16 protein-coding genes and 3 pseudogenes are annotated in these 21,145 nt (G+C 69.3%); 8 read left to right on the top strand and 11 right to left on the bottom strand.

All coding sequences use genetic code 11. The features are described from left to right. Window positions 1–57: 57 nt before the first annotated feature. The 3 genes from E0E30_RS05000 to E0E30_RS04990 are packed head-to-tail and all read right to left on the bottom strand — an operon-like array spanning window position 58 to window position 2,553. A complete protein-coding gene (locus E0E30_RS05000) occupies window positions 58–693 on the bottom strand; it encodes a thymidine kinase (RefSeq protein WP_130865353.1) in 636 nt (211 codons plus the stop codon). Between the two features lies 1 nt (window position 694). After that, window positions 695–1,801, bottom strand: a complete 1,107-nt coding sequence (locus E0E30_RS04995) for an alkaline phosphatase family protein (RefSeq protein WP_411914017.1) — start codon at window positions 1,799–1,801, stop codon at window positions 695–697. A gap of 44 nt (window positions 1,802–1,845) precedes the next feature. Then, window positions 1,846–2,553: a DUF5998 family protein gene (locus E0E30_RS04990; RefSeq protein WP_411914016.1), complete on the bottom strand. Its 708-nt coding sequence runs from the start codon at window positions 2,551–2,553 to the stop codon at window positions 1,846–1,848. Between the two features lie 133 nt (window positions 2,554–2,686). Here E0E30_RS04990 and E0E30_RS04985 point away from each other — a divergent pair. From E0E30_RS04985 to E0E30_RS04970, 4 genes and pseudogenes are all read left to right on the top strand, one after another. Continuing rightward, window positions 2,687–3,593 (top strand): annotated as a pseudogene (locus E0E30_RS04985) (App1 family protein); the annotation flags it as partial. Between the two features lie 76 nt (window positions 3,594–3,669). After that, window positions 3,670–6,336, top strand: a complete 2,667-nt coding sequence (locus tag E0E30_RS04980) for a DNA gyrase/topoisomerase IV subunit A (protein WP_130865351.1) — start codon at window positions 3,670–3,672, stop codon at window positions 6,334–6,336. Window positions 6,337–6,364: 28 nt separating this feature from the next. Further along, window positions 6,365–6,850 (top strand): beta-class carbonic anhydrase, encoded by a 486-nt coding sequence (locus E0E30_RS04975; protein WP_130865350.1) that lies wholly within the window; start codon window positions 6,365–6,367, stop codon window positions 6,848–6,850. 111 nt (window positions 6,851–6,961) lie between these two features. Next, window positions 6,962–8,302 carry a hypothetical protein gene (locus E0E30_RS04970; RefSeq protein WP_130865349.1) on the top strand — a complete coding sequence of 447 codons (1,341 nt, stop codon included), beginning with the start codon at window positions 6,962–6,964 and terminating at the stop codon, window positions 8,300–8,302. Between the two features lie 67 nt (window positions 8,303–8,369). Here E0E30_RS04970 and E0E30_RS04965 read toward each other — a convergent pair whose 3' ends face one another. After that, entirely contained in the window at window positions 8,370–9,713 is a 1,344-nt protein-coding gene (locus tag E0E30_RS04965) for an MFS transporter (RefSeq protein ID WP_130865348.1), read from the bottom strand. A gap of 35 nt (window positions 9,714–9,748) precedes the next feature. Continuing rightward, window positions 9,749–11,758, bottom strand: a complete 2,010-nt coding sequence (locus tag E0E30_RS04960) for a DNA gyrase/topoisomerase IV subunit B (RefSeq protein WP_245306652.1) — start codon at window positions 11,756–11,758, stop codon at window positions 9,749–9,751. A gap of 214 nt (window positions 11,759–11,972) precedes the next feature. Here E0E30_RS04960 and E0E30_RS04955 point away from each other — a divergent pair, with 214 nt between their 5' ends. Continuing rightward, on the top strand, window positions 11,973–12,170 hold the full coding sequence (locus E0E30_RS04955; RefSeq protein WP_130865347.1) for a DUF7455 domain-containing protein: 198 nt from the start codon (window positions 11,973–11,975) through the stop codon (window positions 12,168–12,170). A 5-nt stretch (window positions 12,171–12,175) separates the two neighbouring features. On the opposite strand, the gene E0E30_RS04950 is transcribed toward E0E30_RS04955, so the two are convergent. The 4 genes from E0E30_RS04950 to E0E30_RS04935 all read right to left on the bottom strand — a co-directional run bounded on the left by E0E30_RS04950 (window position 12,176) and on the right by E0E30_RS04935 (window position 15,632). Beyond that, a complete protein-coding gene (locus tag E0E30_RS04950) occupies window positions 12,176–12,715 on the bottom strand; it encodes a GNAT family N-acetyltransferase (protein ID WP_130865346.1) in 540 nt (179 codons plus the stop codon). 168 nt (window positions 12,716–12,883) lie between these two features. Next, entirely contained in the window at window positions 12,884–13,471 is a 588-nt protein-coding gene (locus tag E0E30_RS04945) for a hypothetical protein (protein ID WP_130865345.1), read from the bottom strand. After that, window positions 13,468–14,061, bottom strand: coding sequence for a Panacea domain-containing protein (locus E0E30_RS04940; protein WP_167853887.1), 594 nt, complete (start codon window positions 14,059–14,061; stop codon window positions 13,468–13,470). The genes E0E30_RS04945 and E0E30_RS04940 overlap by 4 nt, the downstream gene beginning before the upstream one ends. A 137-nt stretch (window positions 14,062–14,198) precedes the next feature. After that, window positions 14,199–15,632: an RNA polymerase sigma factor gene (locus tag E0E30_RS04935; RefSeq protein WP_130865343.1), complete on the bottom strand. Its 1,434-nt coding sequence runs from the start codon at window positions 15,630–15,632 to the stop codon at window positions 14,199–14,201. Window positions 15,633–15,918: 286 nt separating this feature from the next. Between E0E30_RS04935 and E0E30_RS04930 the strand changes: the two genes are divergently transcribed. The 3 genes and pseudogenes from E0E30_RS04930 to E0E30_RS04920 all read left to right on the top strand — a co-directional run bounded on the left by E0E30_RS04930 (window position 15,919) and on the right by E0E30_RS04920 (window position 17,841). Beyond that, complete coding sequence (locus E0E30_RS04930) at window positions 15,919–16,857, top strand: sigma-70 family RNA polymerase sigma factor (protein WP_130866749.1); 939 nt, start codon at window positions 15,919–15,921, stop codon at window positions 16,855–16,857. 92 nt (window positions 16,858–16,949) lie between these two features. Next, a pseudogene (locus E0E30_RS13885) lies at window positions 16,950–17,150 on the top strand (hypothetical protein); the annotation flags it as partial. 58 nt (window positions 17,151–17,208) lie between these two features. Then, window positions 17,209–17,841, top strand: a complete 633-nt coding sequence (locus E0E30_RS04920; protein WP_130865342.1) for a diacylglycerol/lipid kinase family protein — start codon at window positions 17,209–17,211, stop codon at window positions 17,839–17,841. Between the two features lie 168 nt (window positions 17,842–18,009). Here E0E30_RS04920 and E0E30_RS04915 read toward each other — a convergent pair. Together E0E30_RS04915 and gnpA are read right to left on the bottom strand one after the other, a co-directional pair. Further along, window positions 18,010–18,891 (bottom strand): annotated as a pseudogene (locus E0E30_RS04915) (acyl-CoA thioesterase); the annotation flags it as partial. 51 nt (window positions 18,892–18,942) lie between these two features. Next, complete coding sequence (gnpA, locus tag E0E30_RS04910; protein WP_459348733.1) at window positions 18,943–21,129, bottom strand: 1,3-beta-galactosyl-N-acetylhexosamine phosphorylase; 2,187 nt, start codon at window positions 21,127–21,129, stop codon at window positions 18,943–18,945. Between the last annotated feature and the right edge of the window lie 16 nt (window positions 21,130–21,145).

Below are 21,145 nucleotides of genomic sequence, written 5' to 3'. Positions count from 1 at the left end.
TCCCCGGCGCGGACAACCCGCTGCGCCCGGGAGCGGGCCTCACCCCCCGAGGGCCCCTCACTCCTCGAAGGGCAGCGTCTGCTCGGACAGGGTCGCCCTCGACTGCTCGACCGTGACCCGGTGCCAGTGGTGACGCCGACACAGCACCTCGTAGTGCACCTGTGCCCCCACCGTGTCACCGACGACGACCTGGTCGCCCTCGGTCACCATGACCCCGTCGACGACCCGGGCGTTGTGGGTGGCCGGGCGCCCGCACCAGCACAAGGGGGTCGCCGGAGGCCGGTCGAGTCGATCGCACAGCTCGACCAGACGTTTCGACCCTGGGAAGAGCTCGGTGCGGAAGTCGGCAAGGATGCCGAAGCAGAAGACGTCGATCCCGAGTTCGTCGACGACCCGGGCGAGCTGGTCGATCTGCTCGGGCGCGTAGAACTGGGCCTCGTCGCAAATGAGGTAGTCGATCCGGCCGCCGCGGGTGAGGCGCGCGACGACGTCCTTGTAGAGGTCGACCCCAGCCACCTCGACAGCCTCGGCACTCAGCCCGATGCGGGAGGTGATCCGAGGGTGCCCGGAGCGGTCGAGGGTGGTGTAGCGCACCCCTTGACGGTCGTGGGCCGACTGGGTCCAGTCGATCTGGAGAGCCAAGGTGGACTTCCCCGAGTCCATCGGACCGGTGTAGAAGACGAGCTCGGCCACCTCAGCGACTCCCGACGATCTCGTGTCTCAGCGGGATGAGCATCTCGTCGGCAGTGAGCGACCCGTGCATCCCCACCAGGCCGAGTTCCTGGGGCATCCGGCGGGTCATGACGGCGTGGTCCTGGCGCATGAGGGCCAGGACGTCGCCGAGGCGCGGCCGCATGGCCGGGTCCCAGTCCCCCAGCAGGCCGGCGTCGAGCGCCTCGCCGGCGGTGAGGACGACGGCGCGGTCGGACAGGGTCGCCCGCCACCGCCGCGCCACGTCCTCGGGCCGGGCGGTGTACACCTGACGCAGCCGGGGTTCACCGGCCAGGTCGTCGACGTCGGCGAGCAGTCCCGCCTCGTCCTCTGCCAGGATGAACCGCTCGTGGGGGACGTCGACCATGCCGTGGTCGGCGGTGACGACGAGCGCCGTGCCGGGCTCGAGGGACTCGGCGAGGGCCTCGACGAGCTCGTCGACCCAGGACAGCTGTCGTCGCCAGGCCGCCGAGCGGCATCCCTGTCCGTGACCGACGTGGTCGAGGGACCGTTCGTAGACGTAGGTGAGCGAGGGCCCGTCGGTCCGCGCCGCCTGCGCGACGAGGTCGGTGCGCAGGTCGATGTCCTCCTCGTCCCGCACCGGCACGAACCGGGGTCCGCGCAGCCCGGCCCGGGTGAGCCCGGAACGCTCGAACCTGGCCGGTCCGACGCTCGTCACCTCGATGCCCGCGGCGGCGAGGGCCTGGAAGGCCGTCGGGCGTGGCTGCAGCTGCTCGGGCACTCCGCCGTTCGCCCAGCTCAGGGCGTTCATGACCACCCCCTCGGGTGACCGGAAGGTGTACCCGAGGATGCCGTGGCTTCCCGGCGCCAGACCGGTCCCCAGGCTGGTGAGCGAGGTCGCCGTCGTCGAGGGGACGGCGCAGGTGAGGACGTCGCTGCGTTCCATCCGCGACAGGTGCGGGGCCAGGGACTCGTGGTCGTCGAGGAGACGCCGTCCCATCCCGTCGACGAGGACGACGACGTAGCGCTCGGCCCGTGGCAGGTCGAGGTGGGGACCACCGCCTCCGGTGAGCAGCCCACCGACACCGGGCAGGAGGGCGGCCAGGGTGTGTCCGTCGTGGTCGGGCAGGACGAGGTCCTCGGGCCACCCGGCCCGCTCGCGCAGATCGGGGCTCACCGGGACGCGAACTCCGGGCGTGCGGTGACGGCCTGCAGTCCGGTGGCGAACCCGACCAGACGCTCCACCTGGCCCGGACCGTCCGCGGCCGGGCTCATCCGAATGGTGATGTCATCGCTCGACAGGGTGCCGGTGTAGCCGTGGTCAGCGGTACAGGTGGGGTCCTCGCAACCGGCGGGCTCGAGCTCGATCCGGCCGATGGCTCCCCATCCCATCTGCAGCCAGGTCTCGACGTCGACGGAGGGCTCGGGCCCCGGCTGGCCGAAGGTGGCCGGGTTGGAGACGACGCGGGTGAGGGCGACGGTCCCGATACGGTGCAGCGGGATCGACTCGGTCGAGGTGACCGCCTGGAGCCGGCCCAGCTGTGTCTGGTCGTCGGTGTGGCTGATGAGCACCCGGGTGTCGGTCCGCACGAGCACGGTGAGGTGTCGGTGGATCTCGTCGCCCTCGAAGGTCGCCTCGTGATGGATGAGGTGGTCGCGGACCTCCTCGCCCTGGCAGGCCAACTCGATGGCGTCGACGACGAGCTCGGGGAAGTACCCGCAGGCCTGGATGTCGTCGACGACCGCCTGGGGCAGCGGCGTCCGGCCGGGGAGGGATCGCGCACTCACCCGGCCATCGTCCCACGGCGGGAGTCCGGGCTCCAACACACGGGCTCGACGTCGGTGGACTATCGTCATGACCATGTCGAACCGCCCGTTCATCGGCGCCCGGATGGAGGACGCCATGAATCGGCGTCTCACCAAGGTCCTCGCCGCGCAGGCCTGGAGCCCCGTGCTCATGCCCTTCCGCGGGTACGGCTCCGACACCCACATCCGCGTCCTGGCCAGGGTCATCATGGCACCCCGACGCATCGCCGAGGACCCGGCCGGATGGTACGAGACCCACCTGCTGGCACGCCGCGGGTGGCGCAACTTCGCCACCGTCCCGGCCCCGCACACCGAGGTGGAGCTGGAGGTGGCCGGATCCCGGATGACCCTGCGCACCGACCGCGTCGGCTACCTCGACGTCCGGGTGCGCAACGAGGGACTCGGTCCCGGCTGGCACGACGTCCTGCTGCGGACCAAGGACGGCCGGGAGTGGACGGCGCCGGTGCTCGTCGTCGACCCCGCCGAGTCCTTCGGCATCGTCTCGGACATCGACGACACGGTCATCTCGACCTCGCTGCCGCGCATGCTCATCGCCGCGTGGAACTCCTTCGTCCTCACCGAACAGGCCCGGCAGTCGATTCCCGGGATGGCGCGGATGTACCAGAAGCTGCTCGCCGACCACCCCGGCGCCCCCGTCATGTACGTCTCGACGGGGTCGTGGACGACGTACCCCTTCCTCACCCGTTTCCTGCGCCGCCACGGCTACCCGGCGGGGCCCCTGCTGCTCACCGACTGGGGTCCGACGAACACCGGCTGGTTCCGCTCCGGGACCGACCACAAGAGGCTGGCGCTGCGTGAGCTGGCCCGTGACTTCCCGTCCATCCGGTGGGTCCTCGTCGGCGACGACGGCCAGCGCGACATCGGGCTCTACCAGGAGTTCGACGAGCTCCAGCCCGGTCACGTGCGAGCCATCGCCATCCGGGAGCTGTCGATGACCGAGCAGGTCCTGGCGCACGGCACGATGACCGTCCTCGAGGACAAGGGGAAGGCCCAGTGGACCCCGGACGCCTCGCCGATGGTGAGTGCCGAGGACGGGGACCGGCTCCTGCCCCTGCTGTCCGAGGTCCTCGACGGCGACTGACCCGCCTGGCCCGCGCAAGCATTCTCGGCGTCGATCCGCCACAATAGGGGGTCGTCGCCCCCACCCGGGTGCGCGGGGAAGGAGCAACGATGGCCAAGCACACGGCTGACGAGGACTTCACCGAGAACATCATCGACGTGGACGTCTCCAGCGAGATGGAGAACAGTTTCCTCGAGTACGCCTACTCCGTCATCTACTCCCGGGCCCTGCCGGATGCCCGCGACGGCCTCAAACCGGTCCAGCGGCGCATCCTCTACACCATGGACGACATGGGGGTGCGCCCCGACCGTCCGCACGTCAAGTCGGCCCGCATCGTCGGGCAGGTCATGGGTCAGCTGCACCCGCACGGCGACGCCGCCATCTACGACGCCCTCGTCCGGTTGGCCCAACCGTGGGCGATGCGTCTGCCGCTGGCCGACGGGCACGGGAACTTCGGGTCCCTCGACGCCGGCCCGGCCGCCATGAGATACACCGAGTGCCGGATGGCCCCGGCCGCCCTGGCCATGGTCGAGGGGCTCGACGAGGACACCGTCGACTTCGTCCCCAATTACGACGGCAAGGAGACCGAGCCCGCCGTCCTGCCTGCCGCCTTCCCGAACCTCCTCGTCAACGGCGCCTCGGGGATCGCCGTCGGCATGGCGACGAACATCCCTCCGCACAATCTCGTCGAGGTCGTCGCCGCACTGCGACACCTGCTCACCCACCCCGACGCCGACCTCGACCAGGTCATGAGGTTCGTCCCCGGCCCCGATCTGCCCACCGGGGGCAAGATCATCGGCCTCGACGGCATTGCCGACGCCTACCGCACCGGACGCGGCACCTTCCGCATCCGCGCCACCGCCCGCATCGAACAGGTGAGCCCGCGGCGCCGCGGGATCGTCGTCACCGAGCTGCCGTACATGATCGGCCCCGAGAAGATCATCGACCAGATCAAGACCCTCGTGCAGTCCAAGAAGGTCACCGGGATCGCCGACGTCAAGGACCTCACCGATCTCACGAACGGCACCCGTCTGGTCATCGAGGTCAAGAACGGCATCAACCCCGAGGCCATGCTCGAGCGGCTCTACCGCCTCACCAAGCTCGAGGACTCCTTCGCCATCAATGCCGTCGCTCTCGTCGACGGCCAGCCGCGCACCCTCGGGCTGCTCGAGCTGCTGCAGGTCTACCTCGACCATCGACTCGAGGTCACCCTGCGCCGCACCCGATTCCAGCTCCAGAAGGCCACCGATCGGCTGCACCTCGTCGAGGGCCTGTTGCTGGCCATCGTCGACATCGACGATGTCATCGCCATCATCCGGTCCTCCGAGGACGCCGCTACCGCCCGGACCCGCCTCATGGAGGCCTTCGAGCTCGATGAGGTCCAGGCCAACTACATCCTCGACATGCAGCTGCGTCGGTTGACGAAGTTCTCGCGGATCGAGCTGGAGTCCGAGCGCGACGAGCTCGTCGAGCGGATCGCCGAGCTCACCCGCATCGCCACCGACGACGACGAGCTGCGTCGGGTCGTCGGGCGCGAACTCGCGGAGGTCGCCAGGAAGTTCGGCACCCCGCGGCGAACGGTGCTCCTCGGATCGGCCGGGGTGAGCGCCGCGGCCAGCGGCCCGCTCGAGGTACCCGACGACCCGTGCTGGGTGCTCCTGTCGGCCACCGGCCTGGTGGCCCGCATCGACACGGCCGAGGACCTGCCCGACGCCGGGCCGCGCGCCGCCCATGACGTCGTCGTCTCCCGTGCCCGGACGAGCGCTCGCGGGGAGTTCGGCGTCCTCACGAGCCGGGGTCGCCTCGTGCGGGCCCGGGCCATCGACCTGGTGAGCCTTCCGGCGACTGCCTCGGCGCCGAGTCTGTCGGGGGGAACCCGGTTGTCGGAGCTCGTGGCCCTGGAACCCGCAGAGCGCGCACTGGCCCTGTGCTCCCTCGATGCAGCGGGGCCGGCGCTGGCGATCGGTACCCGCGACGGCGTCGTCAAGAGGGTCAACCCCGAGCTGCTCACCAAGGACTCCTGGGAGGTCATCGGGCTCAAGGAGGGCGACGAGGTCGTCGGCGTCGTCCAGACGGACGGGCAGGACGGCGAACTGTGCTTCGTCACCTCGGGGGCGGCACTGGTGCACTACCCGCTGTCCTCGGTGCGTCCCCAAGGACGGGCCGGCGGGGGCGTCACAGGTATCCGCAATGACGACCCGGCCATCTGGTTCGGGCTCGTGCCGGCCTCCGATGCCGTCCTCGTGACGATCGCCGGATCGAGCCGGGACGCCCTGGGCACCGAGTCCGGATCGGTCAAGGTGAGTTCCTTCGCCGACTACCCGGCGAGGGGACGCGGCACCGGCGGCATGCGGTGCCATCGCTTCCTCAAGGGTGAGTCGGCCCTCGTCCTGGCCTGGGCCGGATCGGCACCGGCGATCGCCTGCGCGGCGTCCGGCGAACCGGTCGACCTGCCGACGATCCTCGGTCGACGCGACGGCTCCGGCGACCAGGTGTCCCAGCCCATCATCGCCGTCTCCTCCCGCGGTGGGTCGACGACCGACAACGCGGCCGGGGCCACCCCCGACTCCCCCGAGGACCCGGGGCCCGAGGACCGGGTCACCCCGGCCGAACCGGTGGTCGAGACCCTCGAGGACCTGCCCGAGGACGCGCTGCTGCCCGCACCGGAGGCCACCTCGGCACAGGAGGACCCCGTCGGCCCCGACCCGGCTCCCCGTCGACGCCGCCGGCGCACCGCCCGGCAGGTCGAGGAGGAACCCGATCTCTTCGGCGACTGAGGCGCTCGGGACGGCGTAGCCTGCCGCCATGGCCTTCGATGATCTCCTGGCGGGCAACGCCCGGTACGCGCAGTCCTTCTCGACCCCAGAGATGCCCGGACGGGCCGCCAAGGGGGTCGGCGTCGTGTGCTGCATGGACTGCCGACTCGATCCCCTGGCCATGCTCGGGCTCGAGCTCGGCGACGCCAAGGTGCTGCGCACCCCGGGGGGTCGGGTCACCCCGGACGCCCACGTCGGGCTCATCGTCGGCAGCCATGTGCTGGGCATCGACCGTGTCCTCGTCATCGCCCACACCCGCTGTGCCATGGCGTCGGGGGATGACGCCGCCGTCGTCGCCAAGGTGCTCGAGGCCGACGGGACGGACCTGTCCGGGATGCGGATCGGATCGAGCCCCGACCAGCTCGCCGCCCTGAGGTTCGACGTCGAGCTGTTGCGGCGGGACGCCCTCGTCGACGCCGAGGTCGGCGGGTTCCGCTACGACGTCGCGACCGGACGGCTCGAGCACCTCCTCTGAGACGACTCCCCTGAGACGACTCCCCCGGTCGGGGCGGCCGGTGACCCTCACGTCTGTATCCTCGCTACGCATCTTCGCCGTCACGAGTGAGCCAGCATGAAGGGAACACACATGAGCGACAGCCCATGGGCACCGCGCGACCCGTCGCGTGACAACGGTCAGTCCTGGAATCCCAGTGGTTCCACGCCGCAGGGTCAGCAGCCGACCCCCGAGCAGGTGTGGGGCCAACAGGCCTCGTCCCCACAGGCCCCCCAGCAGCAGAACCCGAACCAGCAGAATCCACAGAGCCCATACCGGGCTGGGAACCCCACCGGTCAACCCGGCCAGCAGGGCGCCGACCAGCCAGCCTGGGGAGCTCAGGGGTCGACCTGGCAGAACCAGGCCAGCGCCTGGCAGCCTCAGCAGACCCACCCGGGCAACCGGAAGAAGCAGCCGGCTCTCCCGTTCATCATCGGCGGCGGAGCACTCGTCCTCATCATCGCGATCGTCGCCGCGGTCATCGCTCTCAAGCCCGACAAGACCGAGGAGGCCGACGCGACGACGGGACAGGCCACGAGCCAGGCCACTGGTCAGGCCGCCGGGACGAGCACCGATCCCGTGGCGACCGTCACCTCGTACTTCCAGGCGGTCATCTCCGGTGACGCCGACAAGGCGCTGTCGTTCGGGGCGGCCGAGCCGCCCAGCCGTACCCTCCTCACCTCCGAGGTGCTCAAGGCGGCCCAGAAGGAGAACCCCATCACCGACCTCAAGGTGACCCCGGGGTCGCAGAGCGACTATCGGGCCACGGCGAACGTGTCGTACCGGGTGGCCGGACAGTCCGTCTCCGACAGCGTCCGGCTGCGTCGCGCCGACACGTCCGAGCCGTGGCACCTCGACAAGGCCGCGGCCGACGTCTACGTGTCGTCGATGGCCTCGGGAGCCAAGGTCGGCGGCGTCGAGGTGACGGACACCCGCATCACCCTCTTCCCCGGCGTGTACACCCTGAGCAGCGGCAATGACTACGTCACCTACGGGGACGGCAAGAACCAGATCACGGTGAAGTCGCCCACGAGCTACAGCTCGGGCTACTCCGCGCTGTCGGCCAAGCTCACCACCAAGGGCACCCAGGCCTGGCGCGACGCCGTCCGTTCCGCCATGAAGACCTGCCTGGCCTCGACGAAGGTGAGTCCCCCGAACTGTCCGTGGAGCCTCACCGGCACGAGCCGGGACGGCTACACGGTCACCGATGGAACCATCCACTACTCGTCCGGCCTGACGTCCATCGACACCGCGACCCCGCGCCTGTCGAGCGGATCGTCCATCGTCAAGGGACACATCTCCGAGAAGATCACCATTGCGGCCATGGGCACCAAGGGATCCTCGGGGCAGTCGAAGCTCACCGGCTACAAGTACGTCTCGGCCGAGGCGAGCGTCGACCTGTCGAAGGACAAGCCCACGGTGACCTGGAACTGAGCCACCTCGAGCCGCTCCCGGCCGGGCCGGTCACCCGACCGAACCACGGGGACCCGGTCCCGGTCGGTCACCTCGTCACGGGATCGGGGTTGCGGACCGGAATCATGGCCACGAGTCCGGCGACGAGGACGACGACGATACCGAGGATGCCCCAGTACTGGTTCTCGTCCGTGCCGTTGACGGCGTGTCCGATGGTGACGAACAGCCCGAAGAGGAACGGCGCCAGGAACGACACCGCCTTGCCGGTGGTGGCGTAGAGACCGAAGACCTCGCCCTGTTCGGCGGCCGGCGTCACGCGGGTGAGGAAGCTGCGTGACGCCGACTGGGCCGGGCCGACGAAGGCACACATGCCCAGGCCGGCCACCCAGAAGACGGTCTTCGAACCGTCGTGCAACCAGAAGACGACCAGAGCGAGGACCGTGAGGAGCAGCAGCGACCCGACGATGACCCGCTTGGGTCCCAGGGCGTCGTCGAGCAGACCGATGAGCATCGTCGAGACCCCGGCGACGAGGTTCGCGGCGATGCCGAAGATGAGCACCTGGGAGCTGGTGAAGTCGAAGGTCTGGGTGGCCAGCGCCCCGCCGAACTGGAAGATGCCGTTGAGACCGTCCCGGAACAGTGCCGAAGCGGCGAGGAAGATGATGACGTTCGGGCTCGAGCGCCAGATCCGCACGACCGAGTGCCACAACTCGACGTAGGCCCCGGCCAGTCCCAGCCGCGGGACCACCCGGCCCGTGTCCTGCGGCGGATCCTTGAGGATGAGGAAGGTCGGCAGGGTGAGCAGAACGATCCACGCGGCGCAGAAGAGCATGGCGACGCGGATCGACATCCCGTTGGCCGAGGTGACACCGAAGAGTCCGACCTTCGGCTTGATCCAGGCGACGTAGATGACGAGCAGGGCGACGATGCCGCCCACATAGCCCAGGCCCCAGCCCAGACCGGAGATCCGCCCGACGTTGTGCGGCTCGGTGACCTCGTCGAGCAGGCCGTTGTACAGGGCGCTGCCGACGTCACTGACGACCGTGCCGATCCCCAGCAGGACGAGGCCCAGGGTGAGGTAGGAGGCCTTGGCCTGGACGAAGAAGAGGCACCCCGAGAGGATCGCGAGCGCCCAGGTGAGCCATTTGAGCAGGCCGATGCGTCGTCCACTGCGATCGGCCCACTGGCCGGTGACCGGCGCCAGGAGGGCGATGACGAAGCCGGCCGCCGACATCGTCCAGGCCAGGGCGGTGCTCGTGTGGTCCTTCGGCCCGAAGGCCGACCCGACGATGTAGACGCTGAAGACGAAGGTCGTGATGACGGAGGCGAAGGGCTGGGTGCCCGGGTCCCACATGGCCCAGGCGAGGACCCGACTGGCGGAGGTGCGTGGATGGTCGGACAGCTCTGGCGCGGGCGCCGGTGCGGTGCTCATGTGCTGAACCTAGACCATGCCGGCGAGGTTTCGTCTCAGGCGTCGATCTGCTGGCTGTCGAGTCGGTACGCCCCCTGGACGAGGAACTCCTTGCGGGGAGCCACGTCGTGCCCCATGAGCATCTCGAAGGTCTGCTCGGCCTCGGTGACGTCGTCCACCGTGATCCGCCGCAGCATCCGGTGACGGCGGTCCATCGTCGTCTCCTTGAGCTGGGAGGCGTCCATCTCGCCCAGTCCCTTGTACCGCTGCGGCTCCTTGAACCGGACGCCCTTCTTGGTGAGCTGGGCCAGGGTGCGCTGGTACTCGGCGTCGGTGTACGTGTAGATGTACCTGTCCATCCCCCGCTTGGGGTTGACGAGCTCGAACCGGTGCAGCGGGGGGACGGCCGAGTAGACCCTGCCGGCCTCGACCATCGGCCTCATGTAGGTGAAGAAGAGGGTGGCCAGGAGGGTGCGGATGTGGGCCCCGTCGGAGTCGGCGTCGGCCATGAAGATGACCTTGCCGTAGCGGGCCTGGTCGAGGTCGAAGGACTTGCCCGACCCGGCGCCGACTACCTGGATGATGGAGGCGCACTCGGCGTTCTTGAGCATGGCGCCGAGATCGGCCTTCTGGACGTTGAGGATCTTGCCCCGGATCGGCAGCAGGGCCTGGTACTCCGAGTCGCGGGCGACGTTGGCGGTGCCCAGGGCCGAGTCACCCTCGACGATGAAGAGCTCGGTGAGGTCGGGGTCCGAGGACCGGCAGTCCTTGAGCTTGGGCGGCAGGTGGGACGACTCGAGGGCATTCTTGCGCCGCTGGTTCTCCTTGTGCGCACGGGCCGCCACCCGGGTGCGGGAGGCATTGACGACCTTCTCCAGGAGAGCCCGGGCGACCGGCTTGACGGCCGCCTTGCTCGAGGTGAGGAAGTCCGACAGTTCGGTCTCGACGATCCGGCTCACCAGACGTCGTACCGGCGGGGTGCCGAGGACCTCCTTGGTCTGGCCCTCGAACTGCGGCTCGGCCAGCCGGACGGTGACGACGGCGGTGAGTCCCTCGAGGACGTCGTCCTTGACGATCTCCTCGGAGTTCTTGAGCAGCCGGGTGCCGTCGAGGGACGCCGTGAAGGCCCGGAGCAGGCCCTGTTCGAACCCCTGGACATGGGTGCCACCCTTGGGGGTGGCGATGATGTTGACGAAGGACCGCACCGTCGTCTCGTAGCCCGTGCCCCAGCGCAAGGCGATGTCGACCTCGAGGTCGCGGTCGACGTCGGTCGGGGTCATCCGGCCAGTCTCGTCGAGCATGGGGACGGTCTCGGTGAAGGAGTCCGAGCCCTGCAGGCGTAGCACCTCGGTGAGCGGCTCGTCGCCGGCCAGGAAGTCGGCGAACTCGGAGATGCCGCCGTCGAAGCGCATCGTCTCGGTCACCTGGTCGAGCCGCTCCCCCGTCTCCGGGTCGGTCTGCACGCCCCGCAGGTCGGTCACCTCGATCGTCAGCCCGGGGACGAGGAAGGCCGTCTGGCGGGCGCGGTCGACGAGCTTGGACCAGGACAGGGCGGCGTCGGGAAGGAAGATCTGGCGATCGGGCCAGTACCGTACACGGGTCCCGGTCGTGCCGCGCTCGGCGCGCCCCACCTTGCGCACCCCGGACCGGGGCTCGAAGGGAGCATCCGGTCCCTCCCCGTCGAAGACGCCGGGCACCCCGCGCCGGAAGCTCATGGCCCAGGTCGTTCCCTTGCGGTCGACCTCGACGTCCAGGCGCGAGGACAGGGCGTTGACGACCGAGGCGCCGACCCCGTGGAGGCCACCGGAGGCGTTGTACGCTCCGCCGCCGAACTTCCCGCCGGCGTGGAGCTTGGTGTAGACGACCTCGACGCCGGCCAGCCCGGTACGCGGTTCGATGTCGACCGGGATGCCTCGGCCCTCGTCGGCGACGCGGATCGATCCGTCAGCCTCCAGGGTGACGCCGATGCGACGACCGAACCCGGCCAGGGCCTCGTCGACGCCGTTGTCGAAGATCTCCCACAGACAGTGCATGAGGCCGCGGGTGTCGGTCGACCCGATGTACATGGCGGGCCGCTTGCGCACCGCCTCGAGCCCCTCCAGGACGAGGATGTTGCGGGCCCCGTAGTCCCGGCTCGCCTGGGGGGTCGTCGAATGCGTCGTCACAGCGGCACAGTCTAACGGTCCACTCCCCCGGGAATCGGCCTGCGCGGCCGGCCCTCCGGCCCGGGAAGAGAAACGGTCGGCGCGACGTTGTACCGTCGGCATCGAGGAGGAAGCCATGGAGACCATGATGATCGAGGACCGCGAGCTCACCGCCGCGGATCGCTGCGACCGCTGCGGAGCACAGGCCTACTACCGCGTCACCCTGCACAACGGTGGGGAGCTGCTCTTCTGCGCCCACCACGCGCGCGCCCACGAGGACCGGCTCAAGCAGGTCGCCCTGCGCATCCAGGACGAGACGGCCCGGATCTCCTGAGGGGCTCAGATCCCGCGCACCATGCGTTGCAGCGGGATCCCGCCGAGGGAGTCGTCCCGGGACCCCTCGGACTCGTCGAGCCGGAAGCCGTTGTTCTCGAAGAACTTCACCGCGCGGTCGTTGCCGCTGATGACCCAGAGGAAGGCCGGTTCGTCATCGATCGCCGACCTCAGCAGGTGGTCCGCCGCTCCCTCCGTCCGCGCCCCGGGCAGGACGTGGATGGTGGCCAGCTCGAGCGGGGTCGGGGCGTCCGTGCCCTGGCTGCGTTGAGCCATGGCGACCCCGACGACCTTGCCGTCGGACTGCTGGGCGAGCACCCACAGGTCCGCGCCGGCGTCGGCGAGTCCTCTCCACTGGTCGATCGTCGAGGCGACGGTGTCGGGCCCGGTGAGGTCGGCCAGGACGTCCTCGGGGATGACCCCGTGGCCGATCTCACGCAGGCACGCCGCCTGGACCGACGCAGCATCGGGGATGTCCGCATCGGTCGCCCTGCGTACCACATATCGTCCGGGACCCTGCCCGGCAGCACTGCTCGCGGTGTCCATGTCCAGAGCCTAGCGGCCGGACGGGGCCGACAAGGCCGATCGGACCGGTTCTCCGGTCAGTCGAGGTGGTCACGCAGCAGGACCGGCTGTGCATGGTGCAACGCCACCGAACAGGCGAACCCATGAGGTAGCACTCGGCCATCAATACGGTGGAAGGTGACTCCCGGTTCAGGCCAGGATGGCAGCCAACTCCTTCCGGATCACCGACGTGGGCCGGTACATCTGTGCCATGTCGCCAACCAGGCCTGAGCGCACGAACTTGAAGCGGTCTCGGTAATAGGCCACCAGATCGTCTTCTCGAACGTCCACCACGAGGAACTTGGCCCCGGCCGCGTCAGCCGCCTCCACGTGCTTGGCGTAGACGCACGTCATCAAGACCTGACCCAGCCCCTTGCCCTGCTCGTCCGCGTGGAGGGCGAACTTGCCGAGGAGCTGGGCCGGGAACGGCTGCAGGAGACCGTTCACCCACCCCTTGTTGGACGGCTCCGCCGCCTTGTCGCCCTTCGCCACGTTGCTGGGCACGATCTGGTGCGCGCTGAGGGTGAAGAAGCCGAGAGCATCGGTCGGGCGGTCAGCCGGGGACAGCACCCACACCGCGCACATGTCCTCTTGCTGCCACTTGAGCGCGGTCTGGCTGAACCACTTGTCCATCTTCTCGTCGCGGCCGCAATCGAAGAAGTCCACGTAGTGGTCTTCGTCCATCTTGCGGAGCTGTAGCCCGGCATTCGCCAGGAAAGCGGCGAGCTGCTCGGTCACGAGGCGTAGCGGAACGCGCGCACCGCATCCACGAACGGACGATGCACCTCGGCCTCCGCCTCAATCGCGGTCAACTCATCGGCCGATGCTCGGGAGATCATCGCCGGCGGGAGATCCAGTTGCTCGCTCGACCTGGGCTGACGGTCGAGGAAGTACGCGATCACGTCTTCACGAGCCAGGTCACCGCGCTTGGTGCCCGGACGACGCGAATCCCAAGCCTCGCACCACACGGACTCTTCGTGCGTCAGGTCAACGAGCTTCCAGCGGTCCTTGTCACCGTAGACAGCCCAGACAGCATCGAGCACGGCCTTCTTGTAAGGGTCCAACTCCTCGCGCTCATCCTGACGAGCCTCGCGTTGATCCTGGATCATCCGGGCGCCCACGGTCCTCTGCTTGGCATGTGCGCTCAGCAGCTCCCCCACGACGGGCCCGTACTCCATGGCGTAGAAAGTCTCACCGAACAGCGGCTCACCGGTCAGGTGGGCGTACCAGCCGAAAGCGTAGAAGCAGAGCTTCTGCAGCTTGACAGTCTCAATCACACCGCCACTGCGGTCGATGAACTCTGCCGCGATATCGAAAACGCTTGTCATGACGTCCACCTCCCACATGACCACACAAAGACATACGTGCCTAGATTAACACGCGCGGGACACCATGTCGCTGCCGCCGGCAGATGGAGACAGTGAGGAATCACGTTCACAATTCCTTGTCGATGACGGGAGGCCGATCAGTCGAGGTAGTCTCGCAGCACCTGGGAGCGTGACGGGTGACGCAGCTTGCTCATCGTCTTCGACTCGATCTGACGGATCCGCTCCCGGGTGACGCCGTAGACCTTGCCGATCTCGTCGAGGGTCTTCGGCTGGCCGTCGGTGAGGCCGAAGCGCATGCTCACGACCCCGGCCTCGCGCTCCGACAGGGTGTCGAGGACGTCGTGCAACTGCTCCTGGAGGAGGGTGAAGTTCACCGCGTCGGCCGGCACGATGGCCTCCGAGTCCTCGATGAGGTCGCCGAACTCGCTGTCCCCGTCCTCACCCAGCGGGGTGTGCAGGCTGATCGGTTCACGCCCGTACTTCTGGACCTCGACGACCTTCTCGGGGGTCATGTCGAGTTCCTTGGCGAGCTCCTCGGGGGTGGGTTCGCGACCGAGGTCCTGGAGCATCTGACGTTGGACGCGGGCCAGCTTGTTGATGACCTCGACCATGTGCACCGGGATGCGGATGGTCCGGGCCTGGTCGGCCATGGCGCGGGTGATGGCCTGCTTGATCCACCACGTCGCGTAGGTCGAGAACTTGTAGCCCTTGGTGTAGTCGAACTTCTCGACGGCGCGGATGAGGCCGAGGTTGCCCTCCTGGATGAGGTCGAGGAAGAGCATGCCGCGGCCGGTGTAGCGCTTGGCCAGGGACACGACGAGGCGCAGGTTGGCCTCGAGCAGGTGATTCTTGGCGTTGCGACCGTCCTCGGCGATCCACTCGTAGTCCTCACGGTCGGCGTCGGGGACGTCGACCTCGGGGTCGGCCAGCTGTTCACCGGCGAAGAGCCCGGCCTCGATGCGCTTGGCCAGGTCGACCTCCTGGGCCGCGTTGAGCAGGGCCACCTTGCCGATCTGCTTGAGGTAGTCCTTGACCGGGTCGGCGGTGGCCCCGGCCACCATGACCTGCTGCTCGGGCTCGTCGGTGTCGTCGTTGTCGTTGAGGGAGAACCCCTGGGTCTCCTTGTTGATCTCGGCCTCGTCCTTGGCGGCCTCGGTCGGGTCGTAGTCCTTGTCGTCGACCTCGTCGAGGGTGCGCTTCTTGCCTCCCACGGTGAGGACGACGTCGTCGCCGTCCCGGGAGACCTCGACGTCGACCTGACCGGACGCCGCCTCGGCGATGGTCGGGGACGTCGTCGACGATGCCTTGGAGCGAGCGGTGCCGCGCGTCGAGGTCGACTTCTTGCGGGTCGTCCTCTTCCTGGCCGGGCTCTTGGCGGCAGCGGCCTTCTCCTCGGCGGCCGACCCCTCGGCCGCGGCGGCGGTCGATGCGCTCGGCTCCTTGGTCTTCCTGGCCCGGGTCGTCCTCGACGTCGTGGAGGTGCGGGCGGAACTCGACTTCGTGGGATTGGTGGCTTTCGCCTCCTCGTCGGCAGCGGGCTTGCTGGTGCTGGACGTGGAACGAGACGGCACGGGGATCCTCTCGAAGGCGGACGAACCTGTTCAGGACACAGAACACCCGGGAGGCGTCAAGTGTCGCGCAGACCATTGTGACACCGCAAGCCCCGGAGGCCAAACCGGGTCCCCTCCGGCGCAAGCCACGGCGTCGGTCATAGCCGACGAGGACCCGGGTACGACCGTGGTCTGATCCTTGTGCTGAGGGCGATACCTGGGACCCCGATGCCTCGTCAGGGGATGACGGCGGGGTGCTCGAGGCGTTGTCATGGATGCGTACTCAACCGGCTGGAAGGCGGAACTCATGGACACCAAGGCTCGCGTCCGCAGCACCGAGGGCATCGACGGCAAGGATGCCGTGGGCCTGTATCTGGAGGCCATCGCCCGTACCCCCCTGCTCAATGCCGCGGACGAGGTCGCCCTGGCGCGCCGCATCGAGGCCGGCGTCTACGCCCGGGCCATTCTCGACGGAACCGTGACGACCGAGGTGGCGGCCAGCGCCGAGGAACTCGAGGACATCGCTCGCGACGGGGACGAGGCCATGGCCCACTTCGTGCGCGCCAACCTCCGTCTCGTCGTCTCGGTGGCCCGCAAGTACGGTCGTTCGCGGATGCCGCTGCTCGATCTGGTCCAGGAGGGCAACACCGGTCTCATCCGGGCCGTCGAGAAGTTCGACTACACCAAGGGGTTCAAGTTCTCCACCTACGCCACCTGGTGGGTGCGCCAGGCCATCAGCCGCGGCATCGCCCAGCAGGGACGGATCGTGCGCCTGCCCGTCCACGTCGCCGAGCAGGTCAACCAGGTCTCGGCCGCCCGACGCAACCTCGAACGTCAGCTCGGACGCGAGCCCGAGACCTTCGAGATCGCCGAGGAGCTCGGCATCGAGGAGGAGAAGGTCGTCGAGCTGCTGCGGTTCGGGCGCGACCACGTGAGCCTCGACGCCCCGGTCGAGGACGACGGCGACACCAGCCTGGGCGACCTCATCGCCCGTGAGACGGCACCCGGGCCCGACGACATCGTCCTGGACGCCGAGGACCGCGGCCGGCTCGACGGACTCCTCGACGACCTCGACGAGCGCTCGGCCGACGTCGTGCGTCGGCGCTACGGACTCATCGACGGCCGTCAGGCCAAGCTCGCCGACATCGGCAAGGTGTGGGGCATCACCGCCGAGCGGGTCCGCCAGATCGAGCGGGCCGCCCTGGCCACCATGCGTCAGGCCAACGACGCGGCGATGGCTGCCTGAGCCGAACTGACCCCGGCACTCTCCCCGGTCACCCGGACCGTGACCTGCAGGCGCGAGTCGAACTCACACCGCCGGGCCACTAGGGTGCTGCCGTGCACCTGACCGACGACCCCACCCTGCCCACCGGACGCTGGCTGCTCGTCGTCAATCCGACAGCCGGCGCCGGGCGCGCCCTGGCAGCCTGCGAGGGGGTCGTCGAGGCACTGCGGACCCACGGCCTCGAGCCCGAGGTCTACGTCAGCCCCGACATCGACGCGGCCGAGGAGGCCGCCGCGGCGTGCGGCCCGGACGACGTCGTCGTCTCCCTCGGCGGAGACGGCCTGCACGGTCGGATCGCCGCCGGGACGATGCGTGGCGGAGCCCTCTTCGCCCCCCCTGCCCGCAGGCCGCGGCAACGACTACGTCCGGACCCTCGGACTTCCCCTCGACCCGGTCGAGGCGGCCCGACACCTCGGCACCGCGAGGGAGCGGCGTGTCGATCTGGGGTACGTCAACGGCAAACCCTTCCTCGGCGTCGCCAGCCTCGGATTCGAGGCCATGGCCAACGAGTACGCCAACCGCTCCCGGTTCAAGCGCGGACCGGTGTACATCTGGGGAGCCCTGCGCGCGATCCTCGCCGTCCGCCCGCTCCACCTCAGCCTGGACACCGGCGACGGCCCGGTGCCATCCACCCCGCTCAGCGTCCAGGTGTGCCAGACCGGTCGCTACGGCGGCGGCGTCGTCCTCGTGCCCGATGCCAGCATCGAGGACGGACTGCTCGACCTCGTCGTCGAGGCCCCGCCCTCGCGGATCCCCTACGTCGGGTTCCTCCTGGCCATGGTGAGCGGGCACCACACTCGTCCGTCGTGGCTGCACCACTCGCGGGTGTCGGCGGTGCACATCGGAGGGTCCCCCGAGATTCTCGTCTACGCCGACGGAGACCCCATCGACCACCTTCCGGTCGACGTCGCCATCGAGCGGCAGGTCGTCCGGCTACTCGCCTGAGCGCCCTCCCGCCGGCGCGGTACCGACCTCGCGCCTGTCCGGCGCGGTACCGACCTCGCGCCCGCCCGGCGCGGTACCGACCTCGCGCCCGCCCGGCGCGGCACCGACCTCGCGCCCGCCCGGCGCGGTACCGACCTCGCGCCCGCCCGGCGCGGTACCGACCTCGCGCCTGCCCGGCGCGAAGGGCGACGTGGCCTGCCCCGCCGGCACCACCCGGATGACCCCCTCCTGGGCACAGGTGGCGATGAGCCGACCGTCCTGCATGAGTCGGCCCACCGAGAACCCCAGCGACCCCGAGGCGCTCGGGGACACCTGGTCGTAGAGCATCCACTGGTCGGCGAAGGCCTTGCGGTGGAACCACATCGCGTGGTCGATGGAGGCCGGGTTGACGACCGCCCCCTGGGGCAGGGCGCCCAGATGGGGCACGATCGAGGCAACCATGAGGCTCATGTCCGACAGGTACGCCAGGATCGCCCGGTGGGTGACGGCGTCGTCGGGCAGTGACGCGTTCGTGCGCACCCACAGCCTCATGTGCGTCGCATGGTTGGGGTGCCGATAGGCGCTGCCGTCCCCGGCGAACCGCACGTCGAGGGCGTCCCACTCGGAGACCGAGGGCATGGGTCGACCCATGATCGTCGTCATCGCCTCGCCCAGGGTCGGGCACTCGTCGGGGTCGGGGATGCCCGAGGGCACCCGATCGGAGTGGTCGAGCCCGTCCTCGGAGGTCTTGAACGACAACTCGGAGGTGAAGATGACCCGGCCGTGCTGCCGGGCGTCGACCCGACGGGTGGACAGGTGGCGCCCGTCACGCAACCTCATGACGTCGTAGATGATCGGCGCGTCATTGCGTCCGCCGTGGAGGAAGAGGGCGTGCAGGGAGTGGATCTTGCGGTCCTCCACCGTGCGGCACCCCGCCACGAGAGCCTGCGCGAGCACCTGGCCACCGAACGTGCGCTGCCACCTCGTGTCGGGCTGAGCACCCCGGAAGAGGTTCGGTTCGAGAACCTCGAGATCGAGCAGATCAAGCAGTTCGGACGTCGTCGCTGGCATGGGTCCACTCTGTCACGATCCCGATCCGCGTGGGGACCGGACGACGCCGGCTCACCCCTGGATCCAGTGGCTGCCCGCCGGCGCCAGGTCGACGTCGAACCGTGTCCCGTCGAGCGTGACCGCCGTGTGCACCGGCTCGAAACCCACGTTGGTCGCCAGGACCGTCCCGTTCTCGTACCGCGTCACCTCGACCCGGGGATCGTCCGCCACACCCGAGTCGGCGAACTCGGCCTGGCGACCGGCCGCCCACCACAGGGCACGGTGCAGCAGCCGGGCGTTGTCGACCGTGTAGGGCAACCCGGCGAGGTACACCGCGCGCCCAGCACCGTAGGCATGGGTCGCGATCCGCACCGATTCGTCGACCAGGCTCAGCACCTCGGTGTCCCCACTCGTCGGGACGATGTCGAGGCGCAGTGGACCGGGATCGAACGGCCCCGCGAGGTCGGCGGTGATGAAGTGGGCGTCGACGAGGTTCGGATAGCGGTCGGTCGACAGACCCCAGCCGATCTCACGGTCGACGCCGAGGACGTCGGACAGCTGGAGGGCGGCCCCGTCAGCCAGATGGAAGGACGGCTCACCGACCCCGAGGAAGCCGCCACCGGCCGCCACGAACCGACGCACCGAGGCCTGCACCCGTGGATCGGCCCAGGCAGGCCCCCCCGAGAATGCCGTGTGGGCGGCGCCGGCGTTGAGGAGCACACCGACTCCCTCCGGGACGCCCTCACGGATGTCGTCGAAGCTCAGCCAGTCGATGTCGAAGGGCAGGCCGGCGAGCGACTCGACGACCCCCAGGTAGGGGTCGGCCTGCTTGTAGTAGAGCGCGTGGGCGACCATGTGGGTCATCCAGGTGCGGGTGGCCCCCCAGCAGTTGAGGATGCCGACGCGGAAAGGGGCGGTCGACGGCGTCGTCCCGGCCGAGCGGTCCCAGATGTCACGGAACTCCTGGCAGATCTGGGCGATCCGCTCCATGAACTGCGGGTATCGGTTGGCCAGGGAGAGGTAACCGCCGTAGCCGATCCGGTCGAGGGGTTTGCGGACGATGGCACGCCGCGCCTGCACCCAACTGCGCTCGGCCTCCCCCACCGGGTCACCGCCGTCGTGGAAGACGTCGGGGAAGAAGTACGGCAGGAAGCGGCCCTCGGTGTAGCGCACCCCGGGAATGTCCGAGATCATCCGGCAGGTCGCGGCCGACCCCACCGAGCCGACGACGGCGTCGAGCCCGGTCGTCGCGAAGAGCTCACGGTAGGGTTCGGTGCCCATCCAGTTGTCGCCGAGGAACATCATCGCCTCGCGGCCCCGGGCGTGGCAGATGTCGACGAGCTCGCGCACCCGGTCGGTGACGAAGCGGTTGACGTGGTCGATCCAGGCCAGGAAGAACTCCGAGGGCGGCCGGAACGACGAGTTGTGGTAGCCGGCGTCGATGAACTCCTCCGGGTCGATCCGCCGCCCGGTGGCCCGCTCGAAGGACTCCATCATGGGCACCGAGACGGTCGCCGAGTAGCCGAACCAGTCGACGAACTTCTCCCGCGCACGGTCGTCGAAGTAGAGGGTGAAGTGGTAGAAGAACGTCGTGAACCGGACGACGTCGACCTCCGGGTGCGCGTCGAGCCACTGGGCCAGGGAACCCTGGACATGACTCCACGTGGCGGGGTGGACGACGTCGAAGGGATGCTCCTTGGACCGCGTGGGGTCGTTCTCCCAGTGGTTGGTCGTGTAGTTGTACATCTGGGTGGTGTCCCACAGCTGCGCGGCCAGGAAGGCCACCGTGTAGACGTGCCCCGGCTCGGCGTCGGTCACGGTGACGACGCACTGCGCGCCCTGACCGCTCACCGACCACTCGGCCGGGTCGAGAGCGCGTCCGCTCGTGCGGTCGCGGACCTGCCACCAGCGGGCGATGTCGACGTCGAGATCGGGGCTCAACTGCTCGGCGAAGAACCCGTCCATGATCCGGATGTCGAGGGGCCCGGCGACCAGCGCCGGCACGCGGTCGGAGCACAGGTACATGCTCACGTGCTCGTCGAGGTGGTCGAGCGCCCAGGCCTCGTCGCCGCGGGCGCAGAACCGAGTGGCGTAGACCTTGGCGCCCAGGTCGGTGACGACCTCCGGCAGCCAGGTGCCGTCGGAGTTGCGCACGGCGTCGGCGCCGAGGCTGGCGAGGATACCGGCGAGCTCGTCGTCCATGCCCTCCTCGACCGGCAGGGTGACACGTCCTCGTGTCGTCATCGTGCTCTCCTCCAGCGGTGCGGGCCCGTCG

Origin of the sequence: Acidipropionibacterium timonense, assembly GCF_900605005.1 — a bacterium.
Classification (GTDB): domain Bacteria; phylum Actinomycetota; class Actinomycetes; order Propionibacteriales; family Propionibacteriaceae; genus Cutibacterium; species Cutibacterium timonense.
This window is presented reverse-complemented; position numbering and strand designations above follow the sequence as displayed.